Below are 16,495 nucleotides of genomic sequence, written 5' to 3' on the forward strand. Positions count from 1 at the left end.
TGCTCCGCCACTGCGAATACTGATGGTCATGGAGGCGGCCTACCCCGCGGATCGCGGTGGCGGCGCCGAGGCGCAGGTTCGGACGCTGACGCGTGGCTTGCGCGCGCGAGGGCACCGGGTGACGATCCTTGCCCCCTGCGTTCGCTGGGGAGCGCAGGAGAAGGTATCCCGCTACGAAGGTGCTGCGGTGTGTCGCCTACGCTTGCCAGGCCTGCCGCTGCTTGGCGGACCGGTACTGTGGCTTCGTACCACCGCCTTCCTGTATTCGCGGCGGAAGCGCTACGACGCTTGGCACGTGCATATCGCCCATCGCATGGCCGCGATCTGCGCGCTGATGGGACGTTGGCTCGACAAGCGTGTACTGACCAAGGTCTCGGGGTGGTGGGAGCTTGAAAAAGGCACGCTGGCGAAGCGTCCTGGACCCGTCAATGCGCTCGCCAGAACCGCATTGCGCAGAACGGAAACCTGGCAGGCCATCAGCCGACGCATCGCACTGACCCTGATAGAACGTGGAATCCCGGCCGAGCATATCGTGGCCTTGCCAAATGCAGTAGATACCTCGCGCTTTTCCTCCATCACCCGTGCGTCGGATGCCCCCCCGAGATTCGTGTTCATTGGCCGGCTTGTGCCTGAAAAAGGGCTGCAGATGCTATTGAGCGCATTCGCCGATATCGCTCCGACGCACCCGCAGGCCAGCCTGCTCGTGGTCGGCAGCGGAACGCTGGAGAACCACCTCAAACAGGAAGCACAACACCTCGGCATCTCGAATCAGGTGGAGTTTGCCGGACACCGCGACGATATCGAGAATGTGCTGGCTGATGGCAACATCGGCGTGCTGTGCTCTCGTATCGAGGGACTCTCCAACACTCTGCTGGAATCCATGGCATCCGGCTTGCCGATGATAGCCAGCCGTATCAGCGGCAATGAGGATTTCGTGCTGCCGGGCGAGAACGGCTGGCTATTCGACTCCGGCGACCGCACCGGGTTGGCCAAGTGTCTGGCCGATGCCGCAGCCACCGATCCAGCCACTCGCGCCGCGATGGGCGAAGCTGCGCGTGCCTCCGTGCAACGCCAAGCCGGCCTGGAGCAGGTACTCAACCGATTGGTGCAGCTGTATCGCGGCAAGCAGCCGCGTGCGATGCCTGCTTCCGTCAGCCAGCGGAGCGCCTGACATGTGCGGCATCGCCGGTCTGGTTGTCGCTCCTGGACAACCTGCGCCTGACCCGGCTCTGGGCTTGCGCATGAACTCCGTGATTCATCATCGCGGCCCCGACGACGGAGGCCTGCACCACGACGATCGCGCATTGCTTGGCATGCGCCGGCTTTCGATCATCGACGTTGGTGGTGGGCATCAGCCGATATACGCCGCAAACGGTCAAGTCTGCATCGTCTTCAATGGCGAAATCTACAATTACCGAGAACTCCGGGAAGGCCTTGAACGCGACGGCCATCAGTTCAGCACCCACAGCGATACCGAAGTGGTTCTGCAGGGGTTTCTTCGGGACGGCGTCGGCATCTTCGAACAACTTGATGGCATGTTCGGCGTTGCGATCTGGGACAAGCGTAGCCGGGAACTTATCCTGACCCGGGACCGCTTCGGCGAGAAACCGTTGTATTACGCCCATGACGAACGTCGCCTGCTGTTCGGATCCGAACTGAAATCGTTACTGCAATCGCCAGACTGTCCTCGCGATCTGGACAACGATGCTCTCCGTGCATACCTGACCTACGGCTACGTTCCCTGCCCGTACAGCGTGTTCTCGGGCGTCCGCAAGCTTCCACCTGCGCACTGGCTGCGCTACCGCGACGGCCGGATCGACCTGCACCGCTATTGGCAACCATCGTTGTCGCCGAAGACCGTGCTCGACGAAACCGAAGCCGCGATGGAGCTCGAACGATTGCTGGATCGGGCCGTCGCCAGCCGCCTCGTATCCGATGTTCCATTCGGCGCCTTTCTAAGCGGCGGACTGGATTCCAGCGCCGTAGTCGCGCTGATGGCGCGACACCTGGATCGCCCGGTCAAGACCTTCACCATCGGTTTTCGCGAAGCCGCCTACAACGAACTTGACGATGCCCGACGTGTAGCGAACCATCTCGGAACCGAACATCACGAACTCGTCGTAGAACCGGATGCAGTGGAGCTGCTGTATAAACTGGTGTGGCATTTCGACGAGCCGTTCGCGGACTCGTCGGCAGTACCGACATTCCTGGTTTCGCAGTTGGCGCGCCAGCACGTGAAAATGGTGCTCACCGGCGATGGCGGCGACGAAATGTTCGGCGGCTACGACCGCTACCTGCGGTTGTTGAAGCTGGAACGCCTTGGCGGTCTGCGCAGACCCGTCGCCACACTGCTCGAACTGGCCGGCCGCGTAGCTCCCAATCCGCATGGCGAACGCCTCCGTCGCGTCGGAGAACGGCTGCAGTTGCCATTCGAAGAGCGCTACCTCAGCGGCGTGGCGGTCATGCGCTCCGATATCGCCGGGCGGCTGCGGCCACAGGCCGGCGGGGGCAGCCATTTCTACCTGCCGGTGCTGGACGACCCTGACAGCATGCTTGGCGCATCCGACGAGCCGCTCGACCGCATGGTCGCCATCGACCTGCAGAGCTATCTGCCGGACGACATCCTGGTGAAGATGGACCGCATGTCGATGGCCGCTTCGCTTGAGGGTCGCTCGCCATTTCTGCAGCCGGACCTGGCGCAATTCGCACTCAGCTTGCCCGTGCAGTACCGTATCCGCGACGGCCGCGGCAAACACCTGCTGCGCGAAGTCGCCGGCAAGTGGCTGCCGCCTCGTACTCTCAGCAAGCCGAAGCAGGGCTTCGCCATACCGCTGGCAGACTGGTTCCGCGGACCTTTGCGCACATTGGCCGCCGACACCTTCGCCAGTAGAGCGTTCCGCGAGCGCGGACTGCTTCACCCGCAGGAAGCACAGACGCTGCTGCATGACCACCTGTACCACGACATCGATCGCGGAGAAGCCCTGTGGCAATCGTTGTGCCTGGAATTATGGGCGCAACGCTTTCTGGATGGCGTGGGGGGCGACTGACCATGTGGATGCGCCTGCTACTGGCAATGCCGCTGCTGTATATGCCCAACATGCTTCATCTTTCGGTGGAAACGGGCATCCCCGGCCTGAATCTGGCCAACATCATCTTCCTTGTCGTGGTGATAGCCCTGCTGGCAGGCGGAAAACGCTGCCAGCCACTGCAACCTACCGGGCCGATCACCTACGCGCTGGTATTGCTGTTCGTGACGCTGATCGTGGGATTCGTCATTGCACAGGCAACCATGCCTCTCGGCTTCATGGAAGATTTCACCTATCTGAAGAATCTCATCTTCTATCCCCTGCTGTACTTCGTGTACCGACGCTGCGGTCAGGACGTGAAGGGTACTCGCCAACTCATCATCTTCCTGATGGTGGTCGCAGCGGTGGCAGGTCTGGAAGCGGTTCGGGAAGGCCTGGATTACGGCTTCGGAAATTACAACGAATCAAGACGAGCATCCGGCCCGTTCGGCGTGGATTACAGCACGGCCAATCGTGCAGGCGTGTTCTACGCGATGTTTCTTCCGATGTTCATCGCCATGGCGTTGTTTTTCCGTAAGCAGAAGTTCTGGCGCATGGCGGCAATCGGCGGCTGCGCCATCATGGCCGTGGCGATCATGGCCACTTATTCCCGTCAGTCGTACCTGATCGCTCTGGTTGGACTGGCCTTGCTGTTGTTGCGTCGAAATCTCGTGCTCGCCGCGCTCATCGGCCTGCTGATGGTGCCCGCGATCAGCCTGTTGCCGGAAAGCGTCACTCAACGCGTGGCCGAGACTGAACAACAGGATGCAGTCGGTGAAGAGCAGCTGGATGTCAGCACCGCCAGCCGATTTGAAATCTGGGGTGGCGCAATCCAGATGTGGAAAGAGCATCCTGCAGGCGTCGGTCTCAATCGATTCAAGCAGTACATTGGAAATTATGTCCCGCGCTATGCCGGCTACGATGCCCACAGCATCTACTTCCTCATGCTTGGCGAATGCGGGCCATTGGGAGTATTCGCATTGTTCTATCTGCTTTGGCGACTATTGCGGATGGGCATGGGATTCGTCAGGTCAGTGCCTGCCAGCGATACCGAAGCCAAAGCGCTGTCACTTGGCTTCGTACTGGTGGTCATATCCACCGCCTTGGGTAATGTGTACGGCAGCCCGTTCTTCGAAGGCTCGGTCATGGCGAACTTCTGGGCCCTGTGCGGACTGATGGAGCACTACACAGGTCTCAAGCGACTTGGTGCCACGGCTACGAATCAGACTGGCACCACCAAGCACCTGTCCACGGCGGAAGCAATCGGCCAGCGCTTTCCACTTGCCGCGAAAATCGCTCCCGGCAGATATGGTCCCAGAGAAACCTGAGCCCCCTCACACCGAATGACGGGTGGAATCAATGTGGAAGATTCATTCCTCCTCATTTCCCGCTTTTCCGCCTGCAAACCTCACCCGGTAATAGAGCAACCCGACAATCTCGTGCAACGCCGATTCTGTCTTCCTGAGTCCCCCACTGCTCGGAATCAGATAGCTCAGTCGCCGGAAGGGAACGTAGTGCCAGTCGGCTCTAAGGGCACAAACTTCAAACCCGGCCTTGCGCATCGAAAACTCGGCACGAGGCATGTGCATCGCCGAGGTCACTAGTACCACGCGACGCGGCAACACAGGGCGCAGCGCTGCGACATTGAATGCGTTCTCCCAAGTGTCGCTGGACTCACCTTCTGTTGAGACCGCATCCGGATCGACGCCGAACCGAAGTGCGTAGTTGGCCAGCAACCGTCCCTCCGATGCCTCGCCCCCCCAACGACTGCCCCCAACGAAAACAAGCTTGCGTCCTGGCCGCTCTTGCCACCAAGCGATTGCCTTATCCGCGCGCCTGCGACTGGCAAGACTCAATACCGATATCTGATCGGAATCGTCCGGATAATGGTCGACACCTCCGGAAAGAACCACCGCAACACTCGGGGTTTCTCGCACGCAGAAGTCCGGTTTCGGAGGATACTCTTCCAGCCAGCCGACCAGCAGGTTCGCGAACATTGGGGTCATTGCCAAAAACGAGAATGTCGCCAAACCCACCGCCACGATTCGTACCCAGCGACACCACGCAGCTTGCGCAAACCAGACACTGGCCAAGCCGGCAAGAGCCGCGACAAGGAGCCAACTGAGCGGAGACAACAGGATCAATTCCGAACCCTCTCAATCACGCGTGTCACTACCCCATAGAGCGCACACATGATGATCATCAATCCTCTGGAGAGAGCATTAACGTGCCGAGCCGAATGGGGTCTGTTCAATCGGCACGAACTCATCTCAACCACGCCCCAATCTTTCAAGCAGCATCCGGCGAAGTCGCGCATCAAAAGCCAGTACAGGCATCACGTAGAGTACCAGCCATAGCCCGCCTGCCGCGAACAAACGCGCCCATGGCGAAACCAGGCCAAACAAGTCACTGCTCTCCGCCACCAATGCAAACAGCGCTGCTGCCGAGAATGACAACGCGAACGCACGCTTGTCGGGGCGATAGCGCAGATCCGCCGGACAAAACGCATAGAGGGAAAGGCCCAATACGGCAAAGCTGATCACGGCAGCCCAGGTGGCGCCCATGTACGAGTGCTGGGGAATCAGCCACAGATTGAGAATCACGTTCAACGTTGTTGCAGCCAGGGTCAGGTACAAGACCGTTGTTGATCGCTTGTGAAGGAGCAGGCCGTATCCGCCGATCTCCAGCAGCGGATACAGCGCATACATCGACCCGATCCAGGCGAATACCGGACCAGAACCAGCCTTGTCTGCGCCGCTGATCGCACGCACCGCCTCACTGCCGATGCATGCGATGGCTACCGCAATCCCGATTGCCGCATAGGTCATTGGAAACAGTACGCGTCGTTTGAGCTCGCGTACCGCGGCTGCGCCACCGTTCTCCCAACTTCGATTGGCGACCGGGATAAATGATTCGGACAGGGCTGTACTCATCAACAGACTGACCTGGAGCGCAAGCGAATAACCGATAGTGAATATGCCTACTGCAGCGAATTCTCCTGTCATACCCTTCAGCATCAGGCGTCCGATGGATATCAGAAGCACGGTGGCAACCTCGTTGACCACGAGCGGCATTCCATAACGCAGGGTAAGCCGCATCTGCGACCAGTCGAAAGTACGCGAGAACTCCAGATTTCGACGCACCCAATACACGTAATACGCGACAACCAATGCTGCAGACAGCATTTTCCCGCCATAAGCCGCCACTGCCGTACGCTCCAGCAGCAACACCGCGCCAACCATCGTCACCAGTTCCAGCCAGCGCCAGACTACCCGGGTAACCATCAATAACGCCGAATGCTCGCCTGCTCGTAACACCATCTGCACCAGGCTGACGAATACCTGCAGAGGCACCATCAACACCGCCATCCACAGCACCGGGGAGAACGAGGCGCCTCCGAACCAGTCAAGGCAGGCGAATACCGTTAGCCCGGCAGCCCATATTCCACAGGACACCAGCAACGGCAATAGAAAGAGATTGGTCGCGAAGCCGGACAACCCGCTGGCTTCGTCGTTATAGGGATAAAACCTCAGGATGGCGTGTTGTGCGCCCAGCTTGGCCACGCCGACCGCCAGCATCAACCAGGTTTCGTAGTAACCGAGGATTCCGTACTGGGTATTGTCCAGCAGGCGAGTGAGCAGAGGAAACGAAATCAGGCCCGCAAGCATCACCAATACGCTTGCAGTGGAGTAACGCAGGTAATGGGTGCCGACGCTGGTCTTTTTTGCGGGCAGCGGCGTAACGCCCGCAGCCGCCGGTTCGTCGGAAGGCGCGGTCATGACAAGAGTGCCGGCTCGCCCGTTCGGACCTGCTGAATTCCGTCCAGGCATCCATTGTAGTTAAGCATCCAGGAAGAACGCCGGTCGCGGGTGAAACCGGACATCAGGGCCTGTCAAGTGCTTTGGCAATGCGCTGTTTCAGGCAGGCCGCGAGTTCGGGCTGGTCAACGAAGTTGTGATGACGGCCGGGCAACTGACTTATCTCGATGTTTCCGCCGACCCAATTCCGCCATCCCAGCGACACATCTTCCTCCTCATTCTCAACTCGCGTACGGAACAACTGCATGTCCCCTGCGTATTTCTCCGGAACATAGGTGCTCAAAGCGTGATAGTTGGCTTTTTCGACACGATAGAGGCGTACGGCGAGCGGCAGCGCCGCGGATGGACGCCTGTTCCGTCGGTACCAGAATAGAGGCAGCTGCAACAACTGCAATACCCGCAAGCCAAGCCTATGCCAGAGCCCCATATACTGCGCTGCATCCATTCGCCAAAGTGACCGCCAGAAGTCACCCGGCGAACGATACGCCATGTAGTCCGGCCCGAACGTATCGAACATGGCCAACAGCACGACTTCACGTCCTTGTGCATGCAGCCGCCTCGCCGCTTCCAGCGCAAGAATGCCGCCCATGGAACCACCGCCAAGCAGGAACGGGCCAGCAGGATGGGCGCGCAAAAGGTATCCCACGTACAGGTCAGCCATCTCGGAAATGCTTTGCAGTGGCTGCTTCGCACCATCCAGTCCGGCTGACTGCAGTCCGTAGACTGGCTGATCGGCATCCAGTTCGTGCAGTAACGAGCAGTAGTTCATGACGTTGCCGCCCACGGCATGAAACAGGAACAGTGGCGGTTTCGCACCACCGGACTGGAGTGGGACCAGAATCTCTCCGTCTTCATTGCTCGCAGATCGCATTGCAGCGGACACTGCTTCGGCCAATGCCGCCACGCTGGGGTTCCCGATCAGTGTTGCCAACGGCAAATCGACGCCGTAACGCTGGTGCAGTTCAGTGAACATGCGTACGGCGAGAAGTGAATACCCTCCCAGCTCGAAAAAATCGTCCTCTACCCCGACTGGACCCGATTGCAATAGTCGCTGCCACAGTTCGCACAACTCTCGTTCCAGAGCATCCCGTGGCGCAATGCAAGTTCGTTGCGCTACCGCAACATTAGTGGAGGGAGCAGGAAGCGACTTTCGGTCGATCTTGCCATTGGGCGTCTTCGGAAGGTGGCTCATCACTTCCACGTACTGAGGGCGCATGTACGCCGGCAATTCTCGCCGCAAGCGCGCATGCAGGGCTTTAGACAGCCCTTCCTGTGGCGCATCACTGCCCACATACAACACCAGCACCTGATCTCCGCCCTGCAGCCGCCTGGCTACCGCAACGCATTCGAGTACGCCCTCTTCAGCTGTTGCTGCAGCTTCTATGTCCCCCGGCTCGATCCGGTAACCACGCAACTTGATCTGCTCATCGACTCGCCCGTGAAAAGAAAGCTGCCCCTCATGCAGGCGGCCAAGGTCTCCGGTGCGATACATCCGGCTGCCATCAGCAATAAACGGATCCGGAATGAAACGCTCTTCACTCAACTCTCTACTATGCAGATAGCCATCCGCCACACCGGCGCCACCTATCCATATCTCACCCAATGCGTGTGGTGGCGTTGGCCGGTGCATCGTATCGAGCACATACATTCGTGTACGCGCAATAGGCTGCCCCAATGGCACTGACGTAGCTTCTAGCTGCATGCGTTGAATGCTCGACCAGACGGTGGTTTCCGTGGGTCCATACATGTTCCAAAGTTCCCGACATTGCGTCAGCAACAGCTTGGCTAGCGGCAGTGGCAGGGCCTCTCCGCCGACCAGCAAACGCAATGGCGCAAGGACCTGGGTGCGTCCAGTTTCCTGCAGAAGCGCGATCAGCGATGGCGTCGTCTGGAACACGCTGCAGCCACTGCGTTCGATCAATCTGCACAAAGCTTCGGGATCACGATGCTCGTTGTCATCGGCAATGACCACGCGCCCCCCGCACAGCAACGGCAGGTAAAGCTCCAATGCGGCGATGTCGAACGACAACGTTGTGGCAGCACAGATTGCGTCGTCACTGGAGAACCCCGGAGCCTCCCGCATTGCACACAAAAAATTCACCAGATTTCGATGAAGTATTCGAACCCCCTTGGGTTCGCCGGTGGATCCCGAGGTATACAGCACATAGGCGAGGTCGTCCGGCCGCACTTCCGGAAGCTCGACACTCCCCGAGCCGGAAGCCTCAAGCATGTCTACACGCCACAGCTTTCGCCCCTTGCAGAGTGATTCCGGCAATTCAGTGCCTTCTGCGACGATAATGCGCGCAAGACCTGAATGCTCCGCCATGCGCTGCAGGCGCTGCTCGGGGAATGCGGGATCCAGTGGCACATAAGCAGCACCCGCACGCATAGCAGCAACCACCGCGACCAGCATGTCGATCGAGCGCGGCAATGCGATACCTATCAGTTCCCCATGCTTGACGCCACTCGCCAGCAAACCAGCAGCAAGCCGTCTGCTGCGCCGTTCCAATGTCGCATAATCGATCGAACCTCTACCACATTCGACGGCACGACGGCCTGCATGTCGATCAAACGCCGATTTCAACAATGCCGGAACCGATGCTGTATCGCCAAACTCCGGAATCGAGTCATTTATCAATGCATAATCATTAGCAGGCAGTCGTGAAGTGATGTCCAGCTTTTCCAGGGACTCGTTGCAGCCATCGACAATAATGCGCAACAACTCCATGTACATACTTGCCCAGTCACGCACGGTAGACTCATCGTACAGTTCACGCTGATACTGCACTTCCAGCAAGAGTGCTCCAGGCGTCTGTCGCCAATAAAAACCGAGCTCCCAAGCAGCAGCAATCCGCGGCATAACATTCAGTCCGCACTCCACCCCATCGAAGTGCAGCCTGTCCATTGCCGGAGCAAGGGTGACGATCGATTCCAGCAAAAGCATGCGGCCGGCTTCGCGCGGCAACTTGAGCGCATCGACGATGCGTCCGAGCGAGATATCCTGGTGTTCAGAGGCTTCCTTGAGTTTTTCATGCACGCGGTCGATTAGTGTCGACAAGGGCATGCCTGGGTCAACCTGCACGCGCAACGGCAAGGTGTTGTCGGTGTCGCCCACCACGCGCGCACCAGCACCTTGCGCTGCTCCCGCGAATGGGATTCCACAGACCAGATCCACTTGCCCGGTCAAGCGATGCAGGAGTGCGAAATATGCGCCTAGCAACACCGAAAAACGCGTCACCGTCAGACGCCGAGCCATATCGCGCAGCCCCTGCCACAAGTTCACATCGGCGTCGATGGAAAAACTGGAAGCAGCAAAGTCGATATGGGCAGTACGCGGTCGATCGGTCGGTAATCGCAATGGCTCTGGCAGCGTCTGGAACTGTTCCCGCCAATAGCGCAGGCAGCGCACGCCTTCCTCCCCACCACGACGCAAGCGTTCGTTCCGTGCGTATTCTTCCCAGGAATCGGCTGCAGGAATCTTCGCCTGCGCCTGTGGCGTTTTTGCGTTGTAGTACGCAGCCATTTCCTTCAAGACGATGCGCAGAGACCATCCATCCATCACCAAGTGGTGTGCTGCCATGAACAAGTAGTGCCGTGTGGCCGACAGTCGGCACAAGCAGGTACGCACCAATGGGGCTTGTCCGAGATCGAATGGCTGCCCCATCTGTTCGCGGCAAAACCCAAGATATTCCGCCATCGGATCGCCGGAGGTGGACAGATCCATGTGCCGAAGGCGAACACGACGCGCAGGCTCATGGACTTGCGCTTGCCCGTCTGCGGTGAATCTCACGGCCAGGGCCTGATGCCTGGCAACCACGGCATCGAAAGCCGCCTGCAACCGTGCAACATCCAGACATCCCTCGAACCTGAGTTCGAAAGCCTCACCAAACGCCAATGCTGCCTGTGCGCTATACCGGCTCCCCAGCCATTTTTCCGCCTGAGCATCCGTCAGCGGAAAGCCTTCTCCTGCCTCTTTCCCTTCGCGCCCCGGCACGTCCCTACCAGTGCCATTCCCCAACGGTCCTTCCCCCTGCTTTAGATGGTCTACGCCGACCCGTGTCGAGTATAGGTGGATCACCCCTCATCCGTCCTCCGAACAGTCCCGAATGGCATTCAATCCACCCCTGCCTGCCGCCTCCCAGACCCAGACCACGTGAAATTCTCTTCACATACCGTTCCCGCGACCATGGGCCACATTCACGCGCGACTGAAAACCGTGAACTCGAACTAAATCGGACCGGACCCAGCTAGCAAATCCGTGAGCCAATAGACAGCACCGCGCATAACGTCGTATAGACTCCGCAGCGGACACCTTCCCTAGTTTGAGTAGCTTGTTTCGTTCACCATACGGCCGACAGGAGCCGTTCTTATGATTTCAGTGCTCCCCCGAACCCTTCATCGCCTGAGCCTCCTGCTGGCCGCGTTGTGCCTGCTGGCACCCGTTGCGAACGCCGAATCCTTGGGCGTGTGCAGCTCTTTCTATAACTCCAGCTTCACCCTGACCGAAGGCAAGGTCAATCCGACCATGACTTCACTGGCAAAGCCCGCCAAGGGCACTGTGCTCAAAGAGCCGAATTTCAACACCTGCCTGGTCCGGGCCACCGATCATTCGTCGGAGGGGCTGGGAAGTTTCGCTCGTAACGATTATTCCCGCCGCCAAGCGTTCAATGCGAACAACACCTACTTCATCAGCTACACCCTCAACGGCTCGTGGCATCTCTACAACGCGGACACTCTGGCTCATATCCGCCAGCTGGGACCGTCTTCGGGACAGCGCCTGGCCGGCGATGCCGAGCCGCACTGGCATCCGACAAACCCCAATATCCTCTACTACCTTCCCACCAATGGCGGCACCAAGCTGTACCAACTGAATGTGCAAACCAATACGCCAAGCCTGGCGGCCGACTTCGCCGGCAAGTTGCCATCATGGGGAGCGAGCGCAGCGCACATCTGGACCAAATCGGAAGGCTCGCCATCGGCCGATGGTCGCTATTGGGGCTTTCAGGTCGAAGACAGCAATTTCAAACTACTGGGATTCATGGTCTGGGATCTCCAGGAGAACAAGCTGATAGGTTCGCGTCAACACACCAGCCGACCGGACCATTCGAGCATGTCCGCAGCAGGGCGTTGGTTCGTCACGTCTTCAGACAGTGAAGGCACGTGGGCATGGTCGCCAAATTTCTCCGTGAAGAAAAAACTTTTGCACAAGAGTGAGCACTCCGACTTGGCGCTGGGACCCAATGGTGAGGACTACTATGTCTCCATCGACTACCAGAGCTCGTCCGGAGATGTGTTCTTCGTCGATATCGACGCCTGTCCATCGGTACCAGCCAGCGCCACCAATGCCGATGTGTGCCCGCGAACCGTGTTATTTCCCACCTACATCAACGGTGCAGCTACCGCCATGCATTTTTCCGGTAAGGGCTTCAACAAGCCCGGCTGGTTGGTGTTAAGCACTTATGCCGCCTCCAATTCGCGCGATGGCAGTCGACCTTGGTACACGGACAAGGTTTATGCGATCGAATTGAAGAAAAATCCGCTTATATACACGCTGGCGTATACCCGTCGCGTTGGTGGCGGAACTTATTGGAGCGAGCCACATGCGACGGTGAGCCGTGACTTCACCCGCATCGCCTTCAACAGCAACTGGGGTGTCAGCGGCGACGATATCGACACCTATATCATTCATATCCCGAAATCAGCTCTGCCCAGCGGAACCACCACGGCCAGCCGAGTCGTGACAGGCGGAAACATGCCTACCCGCCAGTCGTCGTCCAGTGGTTACACGACGGGCGCGTCCTCCGTTTTGCAGCGCAACGCCAGCACCGCAGTCACTACGACAGAAGAGAGCGCGACAACAACCGATACGGAAATCGTCGCTGATACCGAAGCACTGCCTGCTCCTGCCGCCATCCGAGTCGGGAACCCACATGCCCAGCGTCTGGCCCGTGTCGCTGCAGCCGAAGCCCGTCGTCTTTTCTCTACCCTCCTGTCGTTACGCAATTCCTCATGGCTGAATCGTTGGCTGTACCGGGAAGAGGACGAACTGGACGAGCCAACTTACCGATAACTCATACAAGCACAAGAAACGCAACCCGCCTACGAGACACACAATAGGCCTGCCAGAGTCTGATCTAAACTTGATCGGATTCTGTCACGCGTATTCTCATGGCCATTGAAGGCGGCTGGCCATGTGCATCCAGCACCTCCTGATTGCCTGTTGCATTGTATGTGTGACACCCATCCAACTGTTCCGACCAATACGGGGCCAAGCGAGAAACTGCCCGTTCCACATAATGGTCCGGAGACAGCTCCAGCACTTCGTTGAACACTACTGCAGAACCATACTCGGGCGCGCAGCATTGTGCTGGCCGGAACAGGCAACCATCCCGGCGAAACAGCCGACCCGCCGGCCGCGCGTTGCGTACGTCTACCGAGACGGGATTGGCTGGATGCGGCAGGTACGGACCATGCAATGCATCGGCGACGAACAGAAAAAGCTCGTCCGAAGGGTTACCGCCACTCTCCGATACGTTGGCAAAGAGGTACCAGCGCCCATCGTGATACTCAAGCGTTGGATCCACGCAAACACGGCCATGAATCAGATCACTCTCGTGCACCCATCGGAGTGGAAAATCTTCGGCGCGGTACAGGCTCACCCGGTTGGCGTCGCAGGACTCCACCGTCATGTACCAGGCGTCCTGCCAACGGAATATCTGTGGATATGACAGATGAAAAGGCTCATCCAGCGCGACCCCAAGCTTGGTTGCGGTGCCGTCAGCGTCCAGTCGGATACAGACGATCACACCCCGCTTGCACGCATCCACATACTGCTCGACAAACAGCAATAGTTGCCCGGAATGCTCCATCAAAAATGGATCGGCCCAGTAGTCCGGCTGGGGCGCAAGCAGATAACGGCACGCCCCAAGACTTGGCGCCTTCAGGTCCATGGCCTCGCCGGGTTCTGGCAACAATACAAACCAAGGCTGATTCACGGCAATTCGTCTCGATCGCGACTGCAGTGCAAGCTTTGCGGCAATCAGAACTGCACGCATGCCTGCACCGAAACCGCAGTTCGATGCCGAAGGCCCCACTTGAAGGTTTGCCACCCTTCGAGCCGGTGTCTCCGGCAACTGGCGAAAGGCACGCAAAAGAAGAGAAGGAAGCTTGACCATAGCCAAATCGCGGTGCTGGTTGAAGGACACCGCGCGAGTGGCGCCCCAGCTTGTCGCGAGAACCTCCGGTACCGCATTGCCTTCGGATTCTGGCGAATTCAGCTCCAACACCAGTGGTGTGGCGATTTCACGTGCCAGTATCGGCGCCACCAATGCGGCGCCGGCATGGACAGGGTCCGTCAAATCACCATCCAGAACCCAGCAACCGTATTCAGTCGAGTCCGCCAGAATCCCGGCCCAGGCCCGTGGACCGTACAAGAGGACAAGATCGACCTGCATGGCTTCCAGTTGCGATCGGATCGCATGGGGATCCGCTGTCGGTTCCGGAAATGTCGAATCGACTCGACACTGCATCGGCAGTGACACCGGCGAGAGCGGCCCTTCCAGAGATCGACGACACAGACGCAAATATGTTCGTAACAGGGCCCGCTCTACCCACAGAAACAAGCGCAAATCCAGCGGCAAGCGTCTCGGTGAAGGATCCGCCGGAATATCCGCCACCAGCGCCTGCAAATCCACATCACCATGATCGCGGGCAAGCTCGAATAGCGTGGCAATCCAGCTTGGAACCTGCGATGGCCCGACTAACACGACACGCAGCGGATTGGCGCGGCGTTTCCGATATAGCGGCGTACGCTGCACAGTCGACTTCGCCGGCGTGGCTACGCTCATCACTGGCCGGCCTCGCATTTCCGGCTGGAGGTCGACGAACTCATCCTTCCGCTACCCAGCGACAGATCCGAGTCATCAACTGCTCGCGATGTGTAGCGGAGAAAAACATGTGGTCGACATGTGGCCAGAAGTCCGCTTCCAGTCCATCATTCCACCGAAACCTTCCAAAGGTATCATCCAGTTGCTTCGCATGAAGCAGGTAATACGAAATGCCCCCGGTGTACAGGGCAAGTATCCTCACCCCCCTGCTCAGCAACTCCTCCAATTGAGCAAGGAATTCAGGGTGTTCGGGCCAGTCACGAAAATCCTCCAGACCCGGAGCATTTTCATCCTTGGCGCGGAAAAATCTCAGCACCATGCCTGGCCATCGCAATGGAGACCGCGACAGCATCAGGCGCATTTGACCCATTCGGAACCAACGGCCCTGCACGGCCATCCCATCCAGCAGCAGTACGCCTTCCACGCGATTGTCGGCGATGGCAACACGCCAACCCTTATCCGCAGCACTGCAAATTCCGCCGACCACGAAGCGCTGAGCCCCTGTCGCATCATGTATGGCATCGAATGCCGCACGGACGGTCGATTCCCCGCTAACCTTCGCTCCTCCTGCCTGCGCATCCCCAATGTTCGGCATGTCAAAGCGGAATACGTCGAAACCGTTCTCCGCGAGGCGTCGTGCGAGATTCACGTGCATGCGGAATGGTCCGACTCGATGGATCAGGCCCGCATTCAACAGAACCACGGCCTTGCCCTTCGGTGATCCAGTCGCCCTCGTCAACAAGCCATACCCTCGTCCACCATCAAGCGAGATCACCTCATCCATGGCACACCCGCTGAACCTGCTCGGACAATAGGCTACGGATTGTTGGCTCGGCTGCACGAAAAGGGATCAATCCATCAAGATCGATTTCCGTTGTCCAAGCCGCCAAGGCCTCTGGCAACTGGTAATGTGCGTCGGCATGGATGCCCCTCCCTTCCCCACTCGCACTATCCACCACAACGGACGGAACGGAGATATCACTCGACAGCGTGCAGGCTGCCAATGCCTTGCGGAAATCAGGATTCAGGCGAAAGCCCATCAAGTCCTCGGGTTGTGCCGGCGCGGAGCCCCTCAGCAGTGGGTAACGGTTGTCTGAAGCCCGCTCGGAGCGGTCGCGCGCATCCAGCGACTGGACGTAGGCAGCCGCGTCATCCACCGGCTGCCATAACCAAATGGCGGATGCCCCCAACGCAGGCACTTCCCGACAAACGAGCAATGCCGACGCACGCACGCCCATCACGATCATGGGCACATCGCCGGAAACTTCCCTCAATTCGAGGGCAGCAAGCTGCAAGTCCCGCGTCACTTGATCAGGATGGAACTGCGAATCATCGCCCTCCGAGTCGCCGGTTCCGTAGTAGTCGAAGCGCAAGCAAGCCAAACCGTCATCTGCAAATCTAGAGGCGACTTGAGAAAAAAAACGATAGCTTCTTACATGCTCGTGCAGAAGTGGCGGACATATCAGTACAGCCGCGCGAGGAGCGACACGGGGGATATGACGTACCCCGAACAATCGCCGAGACTCGGGGCCGAAGTATCCAGGCTTCAGCGTCGACTCACTCATTGAAGGCAATTCCCAGTCGCAGAGAACATTTTCAGCAATGCGTGGAATTCGTTTCGCTTGCATGGCTTCAACCACTGCATAACCGAAACATTACCCATTCAAATCGCCCGTCTTTATCTCGACCATGTCCAGCATCCCCATGCAGAAGTCGTTCCCATCAT

10 protein-coding genes are annotated in these 16,495 nt (G+C 58.7%); 4 read left to right on the plus strand and 6 right to left on the minus strand.

The genetic code is table 11. From position 1 onward, the window contains the following. Positions 1-28: 28 nt before the first annotated feature. From CSC70_RS10240 to CSC70_RS10250, 3 genes are read left to right on the plus strand one after another with little or no spacing between them, the layout of a single operon-like run. Positions 29-1,171 carry a glycosyltransferase family 4 protein gene (locus CSC70_RS10240; protein WP_162456531.1) on the plus strand — a complete coding sequence of 381 codons (1,143 nt, stop codon included), beginning with the start codon at positions 29-31 and terminating at the stop codon, positions 1,169-1,171. Position 1,172: 1 nt separating this feature from the next. Beyond that, entirely contained in the window at positions 1,173-3,047 is a 1,875-nt protein-coding gene (asnB, locus tag CSC70_RS10245) for an asparagine synthase (glutamine-hydrolyzing) (RefSeq protein WP_162456532.1), read from the plus strand. 2 nt (positions 3,048-3,049) lie between these two features. Continuing rightward, on the plus strand, positions 3,050-4,393 hold the full coding sequence (locus CSC70_RS10250) for an O-antigen ligase family protein (protein ID WP_211369466.1): 1,344 nt from the start codon (positions 3,050-3,052) through the stop codon (positions 4,391-4,393). 42 nt (positions 4,394-4,435) lie between these two features. Here the strand turns inward: CSC70_RS10250 and CSC70_RS10255 are convergent, their stop codons facing one another. From CSC70_RS10255 to CSC70_RS10265, 3 genes are all read right to left on the minus strand, one after another. Continuing rightward, positions 4,436-5,209, minus strand: a complete 774-nt coding sequence (locus tag CSC70_RS10255) for a YdcF family protein (RefSeq protein WP_162456534.1) — start codon at positions 5,207-5,209, stop codon at positions 4,436-4,438. 126 nt (positions 5,210-5,335) lie between these two features. Then, entirely contained in the window at positions 5,336-6,844 is a 1,509-nt protein-coding gene (locus CSC70_RS10260; protein ID WP_162456535.1) for a lipopolysaccharide biosynthesis protein, read from the minus strand. Positions 6,845-6,947: 103 nt separating this feature from the next. Beyond that, a complete protein-coding gene (locus CSC70_RS10265; protein WP_162456536.1) occupies positions 6,948-10,877 on the minus strand; it encodes a non-ribosomal peptide synthetase in 3,930 nt (1,309 codons plus the stop codon). A gap of 375 nt (positions 10,878-11,252) precedes the next feature. Here CSC70_RS10265 and CSC70_RS10270 point away from each other — a divergent pair, with 375 nt between their 5' ends. Further along, positions 11,253-12,953, plus strand: a complete 1,701-nt coding sequence (locus CSC70_RS10270) for a hypothetical protein (protein WP_162456537.1) — start codon at positions 11,253-11,255, stop codon at positions 12,951-12,953. Positions 12,954-13,017: 64 nt separating this feature from the next. On the opposite strand, the gene CSC70_RS10275 is transcribed toward CSC70_RS10270, so the two are convergent. Genes CSC70_RS10275 through CSC70_RS10285 form a run of 3 tightly spaced genes read right to left on the minus strand, consistent with a single transcriptional unit; the run spans position 13,018 to position 16,397 of the window. Further along, positions 13,018-14,730, minus strand: a complete 1,713-nt coding sequence (locus CSC70_RS10275) for a glucosamine inositolphosphorylceramide transferase family protein (RefSeq protein WP_162456538.1) — start codon at positions 14,728-14,730, stop codon at positions 13,018-13,020. Between the two features lie 40 nt (positions 14,731-14,770). After that, entirely contained in the window at positions 14,771-15,553 is a 783-nt protein-coding gene (locus CSC70_RS10280) for an alpha/beta fold hydrolase (RefSeq protein ID WP_162456539.1), read from the minus strand. After that, entirely contained in the window at positions 15,546-16,397 is an 852-nt protein-coding gene (locus CSC70_RS10285; RefSeq protein ID WP_162456540.1) for an alpha/beta hydrolase family protein, read from the minus strand. The genes CSC70_RS10280 and CSC70_RS10285 overlap by 8 nt, the downstream gene beginning before the upstream one ends. Between the last annotated feature and the right edge of the window lie 98 nt (positions 16,398-16,495).

This window comes from Pseudoxanthomonas kalamensis DSM 18571 (genome assembly GCF_010211745.1).
Taxonomy (GTDB): domain Bacteria; phylum Pseudomonadota; class Gammaproteobacteria; order Xanthomonadales; family Xanthomonadaceae; genus Pseudoxanthomonas_A; species Pseudoxanthomonas_A kalamensis.

Excerpts from the sequence above, each read along its gene's own strand:
- CSC70_RS10240 (WP_162456531.1), top strand. The coding sequence starts at position 29 with ATGGAGGCGGCCTACCCCGCGGATCGCGGTGGCGGCGCCGAGGCGCAG.
- asnB (WP_162456532.1), top strand. The coding sequence starts at position 1,173 with ATGTGCGGCATCGCCGGTCTGGTTGTCGCTCCTGGACAACCTGCGCCT.
- CSC70_RS10250 (WP_211369466.1), top strand. The coding sequence starts at position 3,050 with ATGTGGATGCGCCTGCTACTGGCAATGCCGCTGCTGTATATGCCCAAC.
- CSC70_RS10260 (WP_162456535.1), bottom strand. The coding sequence starts at position 6,844 with ATGACCGCGCCTTCCGACGAACCGGCGGCTGCGGGCGTTACGCCGCTG.
- CSC70_RS10270 (WP_162456537.1), top strand. The coding sequence starts at position 11,253 with ATGATTTCAGTGCTCCCCCGAACCCTTCATCGCCTGAGCCTCCTGCTG.
- CSC70_RS10275 (WP_162456538.1), bottom strand. The coding sequence starts at position 14,730 with ATGAGCGTAGCCACGCCGGCGAAGTCGACTGTGCAGCGTACGCCGCTA.
- CSC70_RS10280 (WP_162456539.1), bottom strand. The coding sequence starts at position 15,553 with ATGGATGAGGTGATCTCGCTTGATGGTGGACGAGGGTATGGCTTGTTG.
- CSC70_RS10285 (WP_162456540.1), bottom strand. The coding sequence starts at position 16,397 with ATGCAAGCGAAACGAATTCCACGCATTGCTGAAAATGTTCTCTGCGAC.